This window comes from Yersinia hibernica, assembly GCF_004124235.1.
Taxonomy (GTDB): Bacteria; Pseudomonadota; Gammaproteobacteria; order Enterobacterales; family Enterobacteriaceae; genus Yersinia; species Yersinia hibernica.
Map to the genome: position 1 here is coordinate 2,106,730 of NZ_CP032487.1, position 17,405 is coordinate 2,124,134.

Below are 17,405 nucleotides of genomic sequence, written 5' to 3' on the forward strand. Positions count from 1 at the left end.
TGATAACACTCTCTTTGTAATAACACCCTGTACCTAATGGTTGAATATTTAAACGTAAAAAAGGCGGGGCTAATCCCGCCTTGTTAATTCACCTATTTCCGACACAGAAAAGGATAATATTTACAGCTTAAGTTAACTTAGAAACGGTAGGTCAAGTTAACTGCGACGGTGTCATCTGTGCCCAGACCCAGTGGGTTGTTGTCTTGATCCAGCAAGTTAATCTGGTAATCAACATAGGCAAACATGTTCTTATTGATGTAGTAAGTCACACCAATTTCAGCATATTTCAGCAAGTCAGCACTTCCCACTGCATCTAGGTCTTTACCTTTAGACTGAACATAAGCAATCGACGGGCGAATACCGTTTTCAAATTGATATTGAGCAACCAATTCTACGTTCTGGGTTTTATTCGCGATCAATGCTTTGTATGGCGTCATATTCAAGGTTTCGCCGTACATTGCTGCCAGGTAAACCTGGTTTGCATCATACTTCAGTGCAGTCGCCCAAGCTTGAGCTTTGTCACCAGTAGCACTGTTAGCCAGCGTTTTCTGACCCAGAGTACGGTTAGAATTAGAGTATGCGGCTACGACACCAATACCACTGCCTTCAATGTCTTGATAATCAACAGATAAACCAAAACCGTCGCCGTTAGCTTTCTGAATGGCGCGCTCATTTTTACTGGTATCGCCATCATCATTGCGGCCCTGATACTGAGCTGCAACATTCAGCCCTTTTACCATGCCGAAGAAGTCAGAATTACGGTAAGTTGCCAGACCGGTTGACCGGCCAGTCATGTAGTTATCGGTGTACGCAATTGAGTCGCCACCAAACTCTGGCAGCATATCGGTATAAGCTAATGCGTCATACACGACGCCATAATTACGGCCATAATCAAAAGAGCCAAATTCAGCAAATTTTAAACCAGCAAAACCTAAGCGGGTTTTATTACCTTTATCACCTTATGATTCAGCATTTTTTGCCGCTACGTTATATTCCCACTGACCATAACCAGTCAGTTGGCTATTGATTTGTGTTTCGCCCTTAAAACCAAAACGCACATAAGTATCATCAGCATTATTATGGTTTGAGAAAAGGTACTTAGCGGCTACGCGGCCATAAAGATCCAGTTTGTTACCATCTTTATTATAAATCTCGGCTACATTTGTAAGAGTAGGAACCATACTCAAGGTGACCGCTAAGGCCAGAACACTGCGCTTCATCATTATTTTTCCTTTAAATTTTAATAAAATTAACCCGCGGGCTAAATTAATTATTTAGCCTCATAAAAGTTAACTTTTAATTTTTTATAGTTACCTGTCTTTGTAAAGCGAATAGACATTATCACTAAGCACGAAAAGTTAAAACGGTAAATTTGAAGATATATAGGTATAAATAGGTAATCAATTGTAACAAAATATCTCAAACGGAACTTATCATAACTTACTGATTAACAATGATTTTAAGTAATTAGATATAACCAAAACAGTGCATTAGCACCATTTAAGTGCAAAGTCATTTCAATTTGTTTCTTTTTGTTCTTTTCCGTGATTAGATTTGTAAAATGGAGTTGATATCACACTTCTATTCTATTTTTTATATATCAAAAGCAATTTACCGACTATTTAAACAGCAAGTCATAAAAGACTTAATAACCTATTTGGTGCAAAAGATAAAAACTGAAAGATAAACTGTCTTAGTAGGTTTATAAAAAGTGTGGGTTTAAAGAGGAAGAATCAGCAGGGTTTTATAAAGTAGCCGGGCATTGTTTTAAAATAGCCTAAAACGTTCTTTAATTTAATGAATAAAAAATGAGCTATTGATGATAAGAGCTCATTTTTCTGTGTACCAAAAAACATACCTCTTTAAATTTAGCTTAAGTAAAACGCCCCATAGTGATATTACCCTAAGTCACTATTTGGGGCGGTAATAGTCATATGGCCCTGACTTATGTTTTGGTGAGTTCACTCTCATCCATTTGCACCAATATGATCCCTGCACGTAATCCCAGCGCAACCCGGGGATTGGGAAATAAAATCCATTCATACTCATGTTCGACACAATAATGCTCATTCAACTGCTCTGCCAGCAAGGTTCCTTGCGGATAGCGAGTGAAGTTCACTGTGTCATCCGCTACCCACAATTTAAAATCAGCGTGCTGCTTAAGCAGTGATTTCACTACCCGATAAAATATCATGGCCTCTGTAGAGCGCTTTGGCAGCGCTGCACCACTGACTAATGCCCGCAGCCCCGCAGTGATAGCACTAAATTGTTTGAGTTGATTTTCGCCAAAAGGCATGGCCTTACCTAATTCCAGCGTACAACTTGCCGCCTGACAAAATTCACTGCTGAAGTGGGCAAAAGTTCCTCCAGCCGAGGTGTGCATGACTAACGCCTCTAACTCACTGTCGTTTAGCCAGCGTAACATTTGCGCCGAATATGGTGTGGTTCGGTAAGGTAATAAGCCAAAGCGGGTATGATAAGAACCGCGGATCGCGGTGTGTAAATCATAATGCAGCCGGGTAGACTGAGGGGCTGTCGCAAAAAACTCCCCCACCCATTGCTCGAGTGTTTCAGCCCGCCGGGCCTCATCTGCTGGCAAATAATTCTGGTGCCGCCCAGCAAACATGCGATTGATATCGGCGGTGAGATAGCGCTCTCCGGCCCTGATGGCCGGTGGATTGCCCAATATGACTAACAAACGTATTGCCAGCGTCAATTTGCCAGCTAATAAGTCTGATACTAATTGGTCTAGAATCTCAATTGGCGCGGTTTCATTTCCGTGAATACCGGCCGAGAGCACGACTGACTGCGTATAGCCGCGAAGCGGAGTAAGCAGCAAGACCCCCTCATCCAGCCATTGCCATTTAAGATTCGGCGTTTCCCCCTGAGTGACTGCGGGTGGGTGACCCGATAGAGTGACAGACAGAAAATTTAGCATCATTGCCCCTGCCATTGACCTATGCTTATCATCATGCATACCGCGGGATTACTCAGGTTTGCATTAATGATGTTGGAACGGGTATATCGCACCCAGATGGAGGATTCTCGTCAGCTCATCCAAGGCTTGCCGCCCTTCTTGCAGTAACTGCGGGTCAGCTAAGTCCTTAAATTGCAAACGATCGCGATAATGCTGGTCAATCCAATTATTCAGTGTAACAAACAGTGCCGGGGTCAGCATGACTCGGCTATTGACTGCCTGCAACTCTGTTTCATTGAGTGCAACACGTAGCCGCAAACAGGCCGGCCCACCGCCATTGCGCATACTTTCGCGCAGATCAAACACCCTGACTTCATCAATCGGGCCGCCACTGTTGATCAATTCGGACAGATATCCCCACACCGCGGAGTTGTCTTGCGACTCTTGCGGCATAACTAACAGCATCTTGCCATTCGGTTTGCTCAATAACTGGCTGTTAAACAGATAAGTCGATACCGCCTGTGCAACAGAAACCTGCGCGGCGGGCACTTCAATGGTGATCAGTTGTTGCTCAATCCGCGCCATCTTGCGGCGCAGGTCATCAATGATGTTAAGGTCAGGTACAAATGCATGTTGGTGATGGAATAATACGTTTTGATTACTGACCGCAATAACATCATTGTGAAATACCCCTTGGTCAATCACCGCTGGATTTTGCTGTATAAAAACCGCCCGCTCCGGTTCCAGCAGGTGCAATCGCGCCACGGCCTCACTGGCCTCCAATGTTTGGCGAGCAGGATATCGTGTCGGTGCAGCCCCACTTTCAAGCCCTTGCCGACCATAAACAAAGACTTGAATCGCCGGCTGGTCATATTCCCCGCCCAAACGATTATGGTTAGCCGCCCCCTCATCACCAAACAACGCCACCGAAGGCAAGGCCGCGTGATGCACAAAGTGGCGATGATGATTAAACACGCCTTTTAATATTGCCGAGGTTGTTTCTGCTTCAATCGCCCGATGAAATTTATTGTTCAAGTTGGCGACAGTAAAATGAACCCGATTGTCGGCGCTGTCGGCCGAGGGCGATACCGTCGCCGCATTAGCGCTCCACATTGATGATGCTGAGCTGACCGCAGACAACAGGCGGGGTGATTTGCGCGCCACTTCACTCAACACTTGTTCATCTGAGCCACTAAATCCCAATTGGCGCAAAACCCCCAGTGCCGGGCGTTCCTGTGGTGGCAAAACCCCTTGTTTGTAACCTAAATCAGCCAATGCTTTCATTTTCAGCAAGCCCTGCTTGGCTGCCAGCCGAGGGTTGGAGATTGCATTTTGATGCTTGGTCGAGGCTTCATTCCCAAAAGATAAGCCCGCATAGTGATGTGTCAGCCCAACCAGGCCATCGAAGTTAACTTCATATCCTGCCATCATATTCTCCATTCACGCGCGATTGGCTACTCGGGTAAATCAAAAGAAATCCCCGGCGACAAAGTGGCTGGCAGTGTCAGATGCTCACTTTCCAGCGATGCCATTGGCCAGGCGCAATAATCAGCGGCATAAAATGCACTTGGCCGATGATTCCCCGAGGCCCCAATACCACCAAATGGTGCTGCACTGGAGGCCCCGGTTAAGGGTTTATTCCAGTTAACAATCCCCGCGCGAGCTTCAAGAAGCAGCTGTTCAAACTGTTGCCGGTCTTCTGACACCAGGCCGATGGCTAAACCAAATCGGGTCTGATTCGCTATTTTTAGCGCCTGACTAAAATCGTCATAGCGGATAACACTCACCAGCGGGCCAAAATACTCTTCATCAGGCACATCATTGACACCGCTGATATCAATAATACCCGGTGTCAACACCGCACTTTGGCTATCAGGCCGGGTCATGGTCAATAAGGATTTCCCGCCTAACGCCAGCAAATGTTGCTGTGCTGCCAACATTTTTTCCGCTGCCTGAGCGGAGATAACCGCGCCCATAAACGGTGGCGGCTGCATATCCCAACGTCCAATACGCAGTGCCTTGGCCACCGCCACAAAACGTTGCAGGAAAGCATCCCCTTGGGCGCCACATTTCACCAACAGACGGCGCGAACAGGTGCAGCGCTGACCGGCAGAGATAAAAGCAGACTGAATCGCCAGGTTCACCGCCGCATCACAGTCAGTAACCTGCTCGACGATAAGGGCATTATTGCCGCCCATCTCCAGCGCCAGAATTTTCTCTGGCTGCCCCGCTAACTGCCGGTGCAAGTGATAACCAGTATTAGCACTGCCAGTAAACAGTAGGCCGTCAATCTCTGGCTGTGCCGCCAGTGCCTCGCCCGTTTCACGCCCACCCTGCACTAAATTGAGCACCCCCGCGGGGATACCTGCCAACTGCCATAATTTAACGGTTTCTTCGGCGGTTACTGGCGTCAGTTCGCTGGGTTTAAACACCACCGTATTGCCCGCCAGCAAGGCGGGAACAATATGACCATTCGGCAGGTGCCCGGGGAAATTATAAGGGCCGAAGACGGCTAGCACCCCATGTGGCCGGTGGCGCAGCACTGAAACGCCCTCAGCCATTGGGGTTTGACTGCTACCGGTGCGAGTTTGGTAAGCCTGCAATGAAATGGCCACTTTCCCCACCATCGCCTGCACTTCCGTCAGAGTTTCCCAATGCGGTTTGCTGGTTTCCAGGCTAATAGTGCGCGCCAGTTGCTGTTTATGCTGTGCGAGCAGCGCGGCAAAACGTTGCACCATCGCCACCCGCTGTTCCAGTGGCGTTCTGGCCCAAGCTGGGAACGCGTCCCGAGCGGCGCGGCAGGCCGTGGCGACATCCGTGCTATCCGCCGCACGCGCTTGCCATAATAATTGCTGCTCCATCGGGTCATGCTTGTCAAAATGAGCACCTTTACCGGTGCGCCATTCTCCCTGAATAAACAGTGCGGGATGGGTCATTTTTTGGTCTCCGGAGCAAAGAGGCTGATTATCCGAACCATATCACCGGCCACCACACCCAGCGCGGCGGCATTTTCAGGTGTTAAATGCAGAAATTCATCTGATAAATGAGTGTTGAGCAATATCGAGCGGAAATATTTATAACTGTCATTGGACACCAAATAAGCCGTGCCACTGGGGTCAATGTCGATATCGTCGATAACCACTTTTCGCTGGCTGCTATCCCGTATCGCCCGCACTTCATCGGTATTGGCCTCTAATGTCGGGCCACCATCAAAAATGTCCACATAGCCCTGATATTGTAGCCCTTCCGTTTCCAAAACCGCACGAGCCGGCGCAGTATGAGGATGCACCTGGCCTATCACCGCCCGGGCTTCCTGCGCCAGAAAGTCCACATACAGCGGGTGCTTGGGCATCAATTCAGCAATAAAGGCTTTTTGCCCTGTCCCACTCAGATAGTCCGCCTTAGCAAATTCAATAGCAAAAAAGTGGCGGCCGACATTCTCCCAAAATGGCGAGCGGCCTTGCTCATCGGTATAACCCCGCATTTCGGCAATCACTTTGCGCGAGAAATACTGGCGAAATGCAGCAATAAACAGAAAACGAACTTTTGACAAGAAGGGGCCGTTTTTATCCTTACGGTACTCGGGATCGAGAAACAGTGTACATAACTCGCTGTAACCGGTGTGGTCATTGCTCAAAAACAGGGTCGGGACAGATTTGTATACATTGAGCGTTTTCGAGGCATGCACCAACGTCCCCACCCGAAAATTATACCAAGGATCATTCATCCCAACCGCCACTTCAATGGCGCTAACCCCCACCACTTTCCCACGCTCAGTATCTTCCAGCACAAACAGGTAGCCCTGTTCACCCACAGCCAAAGAACCTTGCCAGGTATTTATTGCGCGCTCAATTCTCGCGGCGAGGTGCTGCTCATTTTGTGGCAGTGAGGTCATGCCAACGCCGGTTTTCCCAGCCAATTCAAGAATATCGGCTAAATCACGGCGCTCTACCGGGCGAATGATCATCATATTCAAGGTCCCTTGCTGACTGCATCAATTTTACGGCTTAGCCTTACGGCAGACTTGCTCAATACCCATGGCAAGTCGGGCCAAGCCCTGTTTAATATCGTGTTGCGAGATAATCAGTGACGGTGCAAAGCGCACTACATCGGGCCCGGCAATCAAGGCTATCAGCCCATGTTGCGCCGCAGCCTGAATGATATCTTTGGATTTACCGGCGTAATCGCTGTTAAGCACACAGCCAATTAATAAGCCGCGGCCACGGATTTCTGCAAAAACCTTGTAACGCGCATTAATGTCCGCCAATCCATCCAAAAACCATTGATGCCTTTCTTTCACTCCCGCCAATACATCAGGAGTATTAATGAGGGACAAAACCGTTCCCGCCACGGCACAAGCCAGTGGATTGCCACCATAAGTTGTCCCGTGACTGCCGACATTCAATGCACTGGCATATTTTGTGGTCGTCAGCATCGCGCCAATCGGGAACCCGCCGCCCAGTGCTTTGGCACTGGTCAGGACATCCGGTGTCACGCCATAGTGCATGTAAGCATACAGTTCACCGGTGCGACCCACTCCGGTTTGCACTTCATCAAAAATCAGTAATGCCTGATGGCGATCACACAATGCGCGCAGGCCATGCAGGAACTCACTATCAGCCGGTAATACTCCGCCCTCGCCCTGAATCGGTTCGACAATCACCGCACAGGTTTGGTCTGTAATCAGGGCCTCGGCAGAAGCCAGATCATTGAAAATGCCGTGTTTAATCCCCCCCGGCAATGGCGCGAAATCCTGTGAATACTTAGGCTGCCCCCCCGCCGAAACAGTGAATAATGTCCGGCCATGAAACGCATTTCTGAAGGCAACAATCTGATTCTTTTCCCCTTGTTGCCCCGGCTTATTGGCAAAATTATCCAATGCATATTTACGTGCTAATTTCAGCGCCGCTTCATTGGCTTCCGCCCCTGAGTTACAGAAAAATACTTTTTCAGCGAAAGTGGCATCAATCAGTTGTTTTGCCAGGCGCAGCACCGGCTCATTGGTATATCCGTTGCCCAAATGCCATACTTTATCTGCTTGCTCAATCAATGCAGCTTTGACCGCGGGATGCCCATGCCCCAAGGCATTGACTGCAATTCCCCCGGCAAAATCGATATAAGATTTGCCCTGCTGATCCCACACCGTCGCGCCCTCGCCACGTACCACAATAAAATCTGCTGGAGCATAAGTTGGGACGATCCATTCATCAAAAGACTGTCGGGTAACCGGGATTGGCTGTTCCATAGTGGCCTCTTTAATCAGCGTAAATATCGGGTGGCGAGATGTGTGGTTAGGAATCACCGCCCCGCCACAACAAATCTCTTATTCTGTTAACAATAAAGAATGAAATATATTCACCTGATATAAAGTGTAGAGCAGCTTTCGTGCCACACCGCTCGCAATGTGAATAAAATGTATAATTCTCATTAAAACAAATATTTAAAATGCATAACTATGCATATAGGCCGCATTCATACTGATGTTAAGCCCATGATTTGACCTATTAGCGGGCTTGCGCTCGAAATTATATGCACTTGATACCAATGTTGATTTTTGCTCTATCAGATCACACTTTTGCAACACAAAAATAACAATAAATATTCCTAGCGCCCTATAAATGAGCAGTGAATGCATCAATTAAGTGCATTTCTGCTGTAGCAAAAGTGAATATGACATGATGGGTCACGCCATTTATGCATAACAACAGCACAAAAATGGCGGACTTTTCAGTAGAAGGTAATGCTGGCATAGCCCCATTTTCTGGGGGGCAGCATCAATTAATTGCGAAAGGAAATAGCAAAATTAACGCGGGCGACTTTCAACACCGCGGGTCAGTTGAGTTATCAGCATAGCCAGAATACCAATGGCTTTTTCACTCTGTTCCGACCAGGCAAATGAGGCATTCAGACGAAAGCAGTGATCAAATTGGTTGCCGGTCGTAAACATCCGCCCCGGCGCAATACTGACCCCCTGCGCCAGCGCGCGGCGATACAGTTCACTGGCATTGAAAGGCGGCTCACATTCCAGCCACAAGAAATACCCTCCCGCGGGATGGCTAATTTTGACATGCTTGGGAAAGTGCTCAACAACCGCCTGGCGCAGTGCATTAAGCCGCTGCTCCATGATGCGGCGCAACCGGCGCAAGTGAGTATCATACCCGCCTTGACTGAGATAATCGGCAATCGCCAACTGAGTCGGAACACTGGCAGAAACCGTGCTCATCAGCTGCAGATGTTGTACCCGCTGTGCATGTTCACCCGCCGCAACCCAGCCCACACGAAACCCCGGGGCCAGACATTTGGAAAAAGAGGAACAATGCAGAATCTGCCGGTGTTGGTCGAGTGCTTTCGCCGGCAAAGGGCGCTCCGCACCGAAGTACAACTCGCCATAGACATCATCTTCAATCAGCGAAATATTATGTTGCTGCAACAGCGCCACCAGCCGTTTTTTCTGAGGCCAAGACATAGTACAGCCTAGCGGGTTCTGAAAGTGGCTCATCAGCCAACAGGCTTTGATGGGGTACTGACTGATAACCTGCTCGAGCGCATCGAGATCCATCCCCTGCTGCGGGTGGGTCGTAATGGCGATGGCCTTTAAGCGCAGCCGCTCGATGGCCTGTAATGCACCATAAAATGCCGGTGACTCAATCACAACCCAATCTCCGGGCTGAGTAACCGCTTGTAAACTCAGGCTAAGAGACTCCATCGCCCCCGCAGTAATGACAATTTCTTCCGGTGAAACATTCATCCCACTGGCCGCATAGCGCTGAGCAATATTGCGCCGTAAACTTTCATTGCCCGGGGGCAAGTTAGTGACCGAGCTCTGCGGGGATATTTTCCGCGCGACCCCCGCCAGCGCGCGGGATAAACGGGGCTGTAACAATAAGCTGGGGTCAGGAAATGCTGAACCAAAAGGCATGATGGCCGGGTCTTTACCGGCCTGTAACACATCAAAAATAAAGGTATTAATGTCGACCTGCTCATCCAGATGCAGTTTTTTCCCCCGCTGTGGCTGGGGCAATTGAGTCGGGCGCGAGGCAACATAATAACCTGACTGCGGGCGCGCCACGATCCATCCCTGGCTTTCCAGTAGCTGATAAGACTGCACCACGGTCATTAAGCTTAACCCCGACTGCTTACAACTTTCCCGCAGCGAGGGCAGTTTGTCACCCGCTTGCCACACCTTGGACTGGATTTGCGCCCGGATTTGTTGCGCTAACTGTTCATATCGCGTCATAAGCCAACTGTTATAGGTAAGATTGAATTAATTGTCACTATTATAGCCACTTTAACTTATGGTTAACTAACTGCCAAGTTTACTCCGCGAAATAATCGCCCGTTGCAACGCCACACAGTAGGCAATGTGGCGCGATTTATTTTATAGTTTGATGAGGCAGCACCATGTTTGCAGTGAGGTCGCTATGTTTGGCTTAACCGCTCTCGAGTTGGCCAGAATCCAATTCGCTTTTACCATTTCGTTCCATATCATCTTCCCTGCTATCACTATCGGGCTGGCCAGCTTTTTGGCGGTGCTGGAAGGTTTATGGCTCAAAACCAAAAATGAGGATTACCGCGATCTTTACCATTTCTGGTCCAAAATTTTCGCCGTCAACTTTGGCATGGGGGTGGTTTCCGGCTTGGTCATGGCCTACCAGTTTGGCACCAACTGGAGCTTTTTCTCTGAATTTGCGGGTAGCATCACCGGCCCATTGTTAACTTATGAAGTGTTAACCGCCTTCTTCCTCGAAGCTGGTTTTCTGGGGGTTATGCTGTTTGGCTGGAATCGTGTTGGCCCCGGTCTGCATTTCTTTGCCACCTGCATGGTGGCATTAGGAACGCTGATGTCGACCTTCTGGATACTGGCCTCCAACAGCTGGATGCAAACCCCGCAAGGATTTGAAGTCATTAACGGGCAAGTGGTGCCGGTTGACTGGCTAAAAGTGATATTTAACCCCTCCTTCCCCTATCGCCTGTTGCACATGTCAACCGCCGCGTTTTTGGCCTCGGCATTCTTTGTTGGGGCTTCTGCGGCCTGGCATTTGCTGCGCAAACGCGATACGCCGGCAATGCGAAAAATGCTCTCGATGGCGATGTGGATGGCCTTGATTGTCGCCCCACTTCAGGCGGTGATTGGCGATGCCCATGGTCTAAATACGCTGGAATATCAACCGGCTAAAATCGCTGCGATTGAAGGCCATTGGGAGAATAAACCCGGTGAACCCACGCCACTGATTCTGTTTGGCTGGCCTGACATGCAACAAGAGAAAACCCGTTTCGCGCTGGAAATCCCTTATTTAGGGAGCCTAATCCTGACACACAGTCTGGAAAAACAGATCCCCGCGTTGAAATCTTTCCCCACCGAAGACCGCCCGAACTCAACCATCGTATTCTGGTCTTTTCGTATAATGGTCGGATTAGGCATGTTGATGATTTTGGCCGGATTTTGGAGTTTATGGCTCCGTTGGCGCGGCGGGCTATATCACTCTCGCCCCTTCCTCTATTTTGTGCTGTGGATGGGCCCATCCGGGTTGATTGCCATTCTGGCGGGTTGGTTTACCACCGAGGTAGGCCGCCAGCCGTGGGTCGTCTATGGTTTGCAGCGCACCAGTGATGCCGTCTCATCACATGGTGAACTGCATATGAGCATCAGCTTGCTGATTTTTATCTTGGTGTATGGCTCAGTGTTTGGTGTGGGCTACGCCTATATGATGCGACTTATTCGCACCGGGCCAAAGACCCATGAGGGGCAGCAGCAAAACCCGGGAGGCCCAGGCCACCATGCCACGCCAGCCCGCCCGCTGTCGGCAGTCAGTGACCCACTGCATGCTGATGACCCTTTATTGACGACCGACAATAACCAAAACAGGAGCTAATTATGGGCATTGATCTTCCACTGATTTGGTTTGTCATCATTGTCTTTAGCACCATGATGTACGTGGTGATGGATGGCTTTGATTTAGGGATTGGCATCCTGTTCCCGCTGGTGAAAAACAGTCCTGACCGTGATTTGATGATGAACAGTGTTGCCCCGGTGTGGGATGGCAACGAAACCTGGTTGGTTCTAGGGGGCGCGGCATTACTGGGGGCTTTCCCGCTGGCTTATGCAGTGATTCTTGATGCTTTGGCAATCCCACTGACATTAATGCTGCTGGGGCTGATTTTCCGTGGCGTTGCCTTCGAGTTCCGCTTTAAAGCCACAGCGGAAAAACAGCATATCTGGGATAAAGCTTTTATTGGCGGCTCATTGATTGCCACCTTTACACAAGGAATGGTCGTCGGCGCTTTTATTCACGGTTTCCCGGTTTCGGGTCGCAGTTACAGTGGCGGGCCATTTGATTGGTTCACTCCTTTTGCACTGTTTTGTGGCTTGGGTCTGGTTGTGGCCTATGCTCTGCTGGGGTGTAGCTGGCTCATCATGAAAACTGACGGACATGTTCAGCAAGTGATGTATAAATTGGCCAAGCCGCTGACAATTATTATGCTGCTCATTATTGCCATCATTAGCTTGTGGACCCCCCTGAGCCAGCCACACATTGCTGCACGTTGGTTTAGCTTACCGAATCTGTTCTGGTTCCTCCCCGTGCCTATATTGGTACTGCTGGCCAGCGGGGCTTTACTTCGCGCAGTCAAAAATGGCGGTCATTACGCACCATTCCTGCTCACACTCTTGTTAGTCTTTTTGGGTTACAGCGGTTTGGGCATCAGTATCTGGCCATATCTTATTCCGCCATCAATTACCCTATGGCAGGCAGCGGCACCGGCGCAAAGTCTTGGTTTCATGCTGGTTGGCGCACTCTTTATTATTCCCATTATTCTGGTTTATACCTTCTGGAGCTACTACGTATTCCGGGGGAAAATCAATCACCAACAGGGCTATCACTGAATGATCAAATCACAACCACCGGCCCAAATAGTGGAGCCGATAAAATCTCCTTGGTGGAAAAAAGTCGGCTGGCTGTTGCTTATCTGGTGCAGTAGTGTGCTGGCATTATTGGCAGTATCTCAGCTGTTCCGTATGATGATGACAGCCGCTGGGATGAAATCCCATTAACGCAACATCTTGAGATAAAAAACGGCAAGGTGGCCACGCTGATATGCTCAATAATTCGCGTGCTGGGAAAGCGGCAATGGGGCCGCCCCCAACAACTGACACACCTCAGTGACCGGGGGGCCTGGCGCACATGCCGCTCGCAGCATGACGAATATATTAGTTAAGGGAATACCGCATTATGAAACGTTACCTAATCCCATTAGTTAATCAGATTGCATTGCTGATGATACTGCTGGGCATGTTGGGGCTGGCGGGCATGACAATTTCGTCATGGATGGCCCAAAGCATTCAAGGTAATGCGCACGCCATCAATAAAGCGGGTTCTCTACGAATGCAAAGCTACCGGCTGCTTTCCATCGTGCCGTTAGATAAAGCAGATCAGCGCTATCTGGCAGCCCTGGAGCAAGACAAAACCAGTAGTGATTTACAACTCGCCCTTCAGCGCGAGGGGCTGACCGGTCAATATCAGCAAATCGAACGCTATTGGCAAACCACCTTGAAACCACAACTGCTGCAAGCCAAACAGCCCGATGATGTTGCCGCCAGTGTGGCCGATTTTGTGCATCAACTGGATGCATTAGTCTTGGCTATTGACCATAAAACCGAGCAGCGCCTGCTGTTGGTGACCCTGATTCAGTTAGTTTTCATTGTGTTAACTCTGGGGTTAATGCTCGCCACCATTTATTACCTTCGCCGTCGTTTATTACGTCCATGGCTGCAATTGATCTCGATGGCAAATGCAATTGGCCGCGGTGACTTCAGCAAGCGCTTTATTTTGCCCCATCAGCGCGACGAAATGGGGATGCTGGGCGCGGCATTAAACCGCATGTCGCAAGAACTTTCGGTGATATACAGCCACCTGGAACAGCGTGTTGCCCAGAAAACCGCTGATTTACAACAGAAAAACCAGGTTTTGGCCTTCCTTTACCACAGCAGCCGCCAACTGCATACTTCTCAGCCGCTCAGTGAGCGGTTGGTGCCAGTGATTGAACAATTACAAACACTGACACCATTGGAAAATGTGCAAATCTGTTTATATGAAAATCATCTTTATCGCTCAAGTCTGACTAACAATTTGGATGGTGAATACTTCCCACCGCAAAATAGCCCTACACACTTAACCATTAGTGGCTCTTCATTTACTGCGAGCTCCGCGACAACGCGGGAGTCTCTCAGTTGGAGTTTGAGTGATAAACTTGGTCAATATGGTTTATTACTGGCAACAATCCCCTCAGAAAACCCGCTCAATTCAGATCAACAACAGTTGGTAAATATGCTAGTCGAGCAATTAACCAGCACGCTAGCACTGGAAAGTCAGGCGAGGCATCAGCAACAATTACTGCTGATGGAAGAGCGCTCCGCTATTGCGCGCGAATTACATGACTCTATCGCCCAATCTCTTTCCTGTCTGAAAATACAAATCAGTTGTTTGCAAATGCAGGTTCCTGACTTGCCCGACCCCAGTAAGTTATTGATTCAACAGATGCGCGATGAACTTAACATTGCCTATCGCCAATTGCGTGAGTTGCTGACAACCTTCCGTTTAAAACTCCACGAGGCGACATTACAGGCCGCACTGCAAACATTGGTCAATGAATTCAGCGAGCGCGCCGGTTTGCCCATCACTCTCAATTGCAACTTGCCATCAGACGCGGTTCCTACCCATCAAGCCATTCACATGGTCAATATCGCCCGCGAAGCACTAAATAATATCTATAAGCATGCCCACGCCACTGAAGCCGCGGTGAACATCACCACCGAACAAGGTGATGTTGTCATGTCCATCACTGACAATGGTTGTGGGATTGGCCAAGCCCATCAGCGGCCCAACCATTATGGCCTGATGATTATGCAAGACCGGGCCGCGAGCCTAAATGGCCGGTGTGATATTCGTCAACGGGAAGTGGGTGGAACAGAGGTGCGGGTGCAATTCACGCCAGACAATGATGACCTTGACTGACGATGTTACCCGACGGGTCAGCACCGCACATCCACACTAAATCTCAAAATCAATGGCGGCCTCATCTAGCGCTTCTGCCAATACTTTCTCTTTAATATCATGCAGGGACAGTGTGGGATTACACAGCTGGATAAAGAACCAGATAAAGTTACGTTGTAACTGGCCCCGTTTTAACCCTAACCACACGGTATTAGCATCAAACAGATGCTCGGCATTGAGCCGCACCAACCCTTTATCACGATGGGTTTCATAAGACATATCCGCCAAGATCCCCACCCCCAGGCCCAGTTCAACATAGGTTTTAATCACATCAGAATCCTGCGCGCTCAGGGCGATATCAGGGGTTAATCCGGCATTTTTGAAAGCATTATCCAGCCGGGAGCGGCCTGTTATTCCTTGCCGATAGGTAATTAAGGGCAAGGTGCTTAGGGTTTCCAGAGTGATATTCGGCTCTTGTGTTAATGGGTGATTTTCTGGCACTACAATCGCGTGATGCCAGCGATAATAAGGAAACGCCGCCACAGATTCATCACTCATCAATAATTCAGTGGCAATGCCAATATCAGCTTCACCAGATTGCAACATCGCCGCGATTTCTTGCGGATTTCCCTGACTAATAACCAATTTTACCTGCGGATACAGCAGACGAAACTCTTTAATCACCCGCGGCAAACTATAACGCGCTTGAGTATGTGTGGTGGCGATATGTAGCTGCCCACTGTCATTATTACTAAACACATCCGCTAACCGACGGATTTGATTAGCATCATTTAGCATGCGCTCGGCAACTGTCAGCAATTCTTTACCCGGCTCGGTCATTCCTAATAGCCGTTTACCGCGCCGAATAAATATCTCAATACCCAGTTCCTCTTCTAGCTCGCGAATATGGCGGCTAACGCCAGATTGCGAAGTAAATAAGCTATTGGCCACTTCAGTCAGGTTGTAATTGCAACGGGCTGATTCCCGAATAATTTTTAGCTGCTGGAAATTCATACCAAGCCCCTTTCATTTCATTCTATTGATATGCCCAATGCAAATGGCGTAACAGGTCAGTGGCAAGTGCATAAGGTATAAATAGATTTACGGCGAATGAGCGGGACAAACAAAGACAAAAAAACCGTTGCTTATGTTTTTTTGTACTAAGAAAAGTTAATGGCTAACAGAAAAAACATATTAGTCCATAGATTTTAAAAATAGTCTTATTTTTCAAAAAAATAAATATTTAGCAAAGCGGCCCCATTTTACCCGACCCGCGACTCAAACATGCAATCCGCTATATTAAATAACTTTTTAATATAGCGGATTGCCCTTTGGGGCCAGTGATAAAACCGTCTCATTAAATTCACCGGCCAAACGTTTGCTCGATGGGCGCAAATGTATATTTTCGTTTTCCATACATTGTTTTCATGCAAATAATTATCATTAACATTTCTTGGTGATATAATTCATCTCTTTGTAAGCCATGCCATGCTGGCTGATGACCCAGAATAAAACACCATAAGATTAGAGGGATAAACTGTGACTGCAGAATCAACAGCAGCAAAAACCAAATACCGCCCGACTCCGCCGCGCCTAGTACAAGTCAAACAGGTGGTAGACAGTTCGCCACATTTGCGCCGAATTACCTTTCACAGCCCAACATTGCAAAATTACCCGGCAGATTGTGCTGGTGCGCATCTAAAAATTTTCCTGCCATTGGCGCATCAAACCCAGCCAGAATTACCGGTTCTTGGCGAAAAAGGCCCGCAATGGCCCGCTGCGGATGTGCGCCCGACGGTGCGAACCTATTCTGTGCGCGCTATTCGCCCTGAACTTTGTGAGATAGATATTGAATTTGCGCTGCATGACCACAGCGGCCCGGCGGTCAATTTTGCCCGCCATGCCAAAGCCGGGGATTGGCTGGGAATTACCAATCCCGGCGGGCCTGAAACCATGCTGCCAGCGGCGACATACAGTTATCTGGTGGGTGACCCCTCTTCACTGCCGGCAATTGCCGCCTTGTTGGAAACACTGCCGGCCCATGCACAAGGTCATGCCATTATTCGCGTCGATACCCCACAAGATGTGCTAAATCTGGTGAAACCGGCAGGTGTTGAACTCAGCTGGGTCATAGGCGGCACTGAAAAAACTGATGACGTGATTAACCAATTCTGCGCGCTGGATTTGCCGATGGCAGAAGCGACATTCTGGTTGGCCGGTGAAGATAAGCTGGTAGTGCAGCTGCGCCGCTATCTTCGCCGCGAAAAAGGCTGTGAACGCCAGCAACTGTACGCCGTGCCATATTGGCGCGAAGGCCTCAATGAGGAAGATTATCATCACCAACGCCATGAAGTAATGGATAACATTGACGGCTAGATTTCATTAATATTTGTAAAATCAATGGACATGACTTTGCCGTGTCCATTTTTATGACGTTTTTCTACCTTTCCCCGTTAAAACCCTGTAAATTTTCTGCGACAATTCCCTGTTATTTGTTA

The 17,405-nt window shown here is 48.7% G+C and carries 12 protein-coding genes and 1 pseudogene; 5 read left to right on the forward strand and 8 right to left on the reverse strand.

Annotation, left to right across the window (positions count from 1 at the left end):
* Window positions 1-137 precede the first annotated feature (137 nt).
* The 7 genes and pseudogenes from D5F51_RS09905 to D5F51_RS09940 form a co-directional block, all read right to left on the reverse strand.
* Window positions 138-1,223: pseudogene (locus D5F51_RS09905) on the reverse strand (porin).
* A 722-nt stretch (window positions 1,224-1,945) separates the two neighbouring features.
* Window positions 1,946-2,938: a succinylglutamate desuccinylase gene (gene astE / locus D5F51_RS09910; protein ID WP_129199296.1), complete on the reverse strand. Its 993-nt coding sequence runs from the start codon at window positions 2,936-2,938 to the stop codon at window positions 1,946-1,948.
* Between the two features lie 63 nt (window positions 2,939-3,001).
* Window positions 3,002-4,345, reverse strand: a complete 1,344-nt coding sequence (gene astB / locus D5F51_RS09915; protein WP_129199298.1) for an N-succinylarginine dihydrolase — start codon at window positions 4,343-4,345, stop codon at window positions 3,002-3,004.
* A 26-nt stretch (window positions 4,346-4,371) separates the two neighbouring features.
* Complete coding sequence (gene astD, locus D5F51_RS09920) at window positions 4,372-5,853, reverse strand: succinylglutamate-semialdehyde dehydrogenase (RefSeq protein WP_129196442.1); 1,482 nt, start codon at window positions 5,851-5,853, stop codon at window positions 4,372-4,374.
* The gene (gene astA / locus D5F51_RS09925) at window positions 5,850-6,887 is read right to left on the reverse strand and encodes an arginine N-succinyltransferase (protein WP_129196444.1); all 1,038 of its coding nucleotides are present in this window, start codon (window positions 6,885-6,887) and stop codon (window positions 5,850-5,852) included. The genes astD and astA overlap by 4 nt, the downstream gene beginning before the upstream one ends.
* A gap of 30 nt (window positions 6,888-6,917) precedes the next feature.
* The gene (locus D5F51_RS09930; RefSeq protein ID WP_129196446.1) at window positions 6,918-8,162 is read right to left on the reverse strand and encodes an aspartate aminotransferase family protein; all 1,245 of its coding nucleotides are present in this window, start codon (window positions 8,160-8,162) and stop codon (window positions 6,918-6,920) included.
* A 558-nt stretch (window positions 8,163-8,720) separates the two neighbouring features.
* A complete protein-coding gene (locus tag D5F51_RS09940; RefSeq protein WP_129196448.1) occupies window positions 8,721-10,154 on the reverse strand; it encodes an aminotransferase-like domain-containing protein in 1,434 nt (477 codons plus the stop codon).
* A gap of 184 nt (window positions 10,155-10,338) precedes the next feature.
* On the opposite strand from D5F51_RS09940, the gene D5F51_RS09945 reads away from it, so the two are divergent.
* The 4 genes from D5F51_RS09945 (at window position 10,339) to narX (ending at window position 14,928) form a co-directional block, all read left to right on the forward strand.
* Window positions 10,339-11,790 (forward strand): cytochrome ubiquinol oxidase subunit I, encoded by a 1,452-nt coding sequence (locus D5F51_RS09945; RefSeq protein ID WP_129196450.1) that lies wholly within the window; start codon window positions 10,339-10,341, stop codon window positions 11,788-11,790.
* A gap of 2 nt (window positions 11,791-11,792) precedes the next feature.
* On the forward strand, window positions 11,793-12,800 hold the full coding sequence (gene cydB / locus D5F51_RS09950; RefSeq protein WP_087768613.1) for a cytochrome d ubiquinol oxidase subunit II: 1,008 nt from the start codon (window positions 11,793-11,795) through the stop codon (window positions 12,798-12,800).
* Window positions 12,801-12,968, forward strand: a complete 168-nt coding sequence (locus D5F51_RS09955) for a DUF2474 domain-containing protein (protein WP_129196452.1) — start codon at window positions 12,801-12,803, stop codon at window positions 12,966-12,968.
* 178 nt (window positions 12,969-13,146) lie between these two features.
* Window positions 13,147-14,928, forward strand: a complete 1,782-nt coding sequence (narX, locus tag D5F51_RS09960) for a nitrate/nitrite two-component system sensor histidine kinase NarX (RefSeq protein WP_129196454.1) — start codon at window positions 13,147-13,149, stop codon at window positions 14,926-14,928.
* A 36-nt stretch (window positions 14,929-14,964) separates the two neighbouring features.
* Here the strand turns inward: narX and cbl are convergent, their stop codons facing one another.
* On the reverse strand, window positions 14,965-15,921 hold the full coding sequence (gene cbl, locus D5F51_RS09965) for an HTH-type transcriptional regulator Cbl (RefSeq protein ID WP_025378029.1): 957 nt from the start codon (window positions 15,919-15,921) through the stop codon (window positions 14,965-14,967).
* 525 nt (window positions 15,922-16,446) lie between these two features.
* Here cbl and D5F51_RS09970 point away from each other — a divergent pair.
* Complete coding sequence (locus tag D5F51_RS09970) at window positions 16,447-17,283, forward strand: siderophore-interacting protein (protein ID WP_129196456.1); 837 nt, start codon at window positions 16,447-16,449, stop codon at window positions 17,281-17,283.
* Window positions 17,284-17,405 lie beyond the last annotated feature (122 nt).

Bases quoted from the DNA above. Each gene is read 5' to 3' on its own strand.
- astE (WP_129199296.1), bottom strand. From the start codon at position 2,938: ATGCTAAATTTTCTGTCTGTCACTCTATCGGGTCACCCACCCGCAGTC.
- astB (WP_129199298.1), bottom strand. From the start codon at position 4,345: ATGGCAGGATATGAAGTTAACTTCGATGGCCTGGTTGGGCTGACACAT.
- astD (WP_129196442.1), bottom strand. From the start codon at position 5,853: ATGACCCATCCCGCACTGTTTATTCAGGGAGAATGGCGCACCGGTAAA.
- astA (WP_129196444.1), bottom strand. From the start codon at position 6,887: ATGATGATCATTCGCCCGGTAGAGCGCCGTGATTTAGCCGATATTCTT.
- D5F51_RS09930 (WP_129196446.1), bottom strand. From the start codon at position 8,162: ATGGAACAGCCAATCCCGGTTACCCGACAGTCTTTTGATGAATGGATC.
- D5F51_RS09940 (WP_129196448.1), bottom strand. From the start codon at position 10,154: ATGACGCGATATGAACAGTTAGCGCAACAAATCCGGGCGCAAATCCAG.
- D5F51_RS09945 (WP_129196450.1), top strand. From the start codon at position 10,339: ATGTTTGGCTTAACCGCTCTCGAGTTGGCCAGAATCCAATTCGCTTTT.
- cydB (WP_087768613.1), top strand. From the start codon at position 11,793: ATGGGCATTGATCTTCCACTGATTTGGTTTGTCATCATTGTCTTTAGC.
- D5F51_RS09955 (WP_129196452.1), top strand. From the start codon at position 12,801: ATGATCAAATCACAACCACCGGCCCAAATAGTGGAGCCGATAAAATCT.
- narX (WP_129196454.1), top strand. From the start codon at position 13,147: ATGAAACGTTACCTAATCCCATTAGTTAATCAGATTGCATTGCTGATG.
- cbl (WP_025378029.1), bottom strand. From the start codon at position 15,921: ATGAATTTCCAGCAGCTAAAAATTATTCGGGAATCAGCCCGTTGCAAT.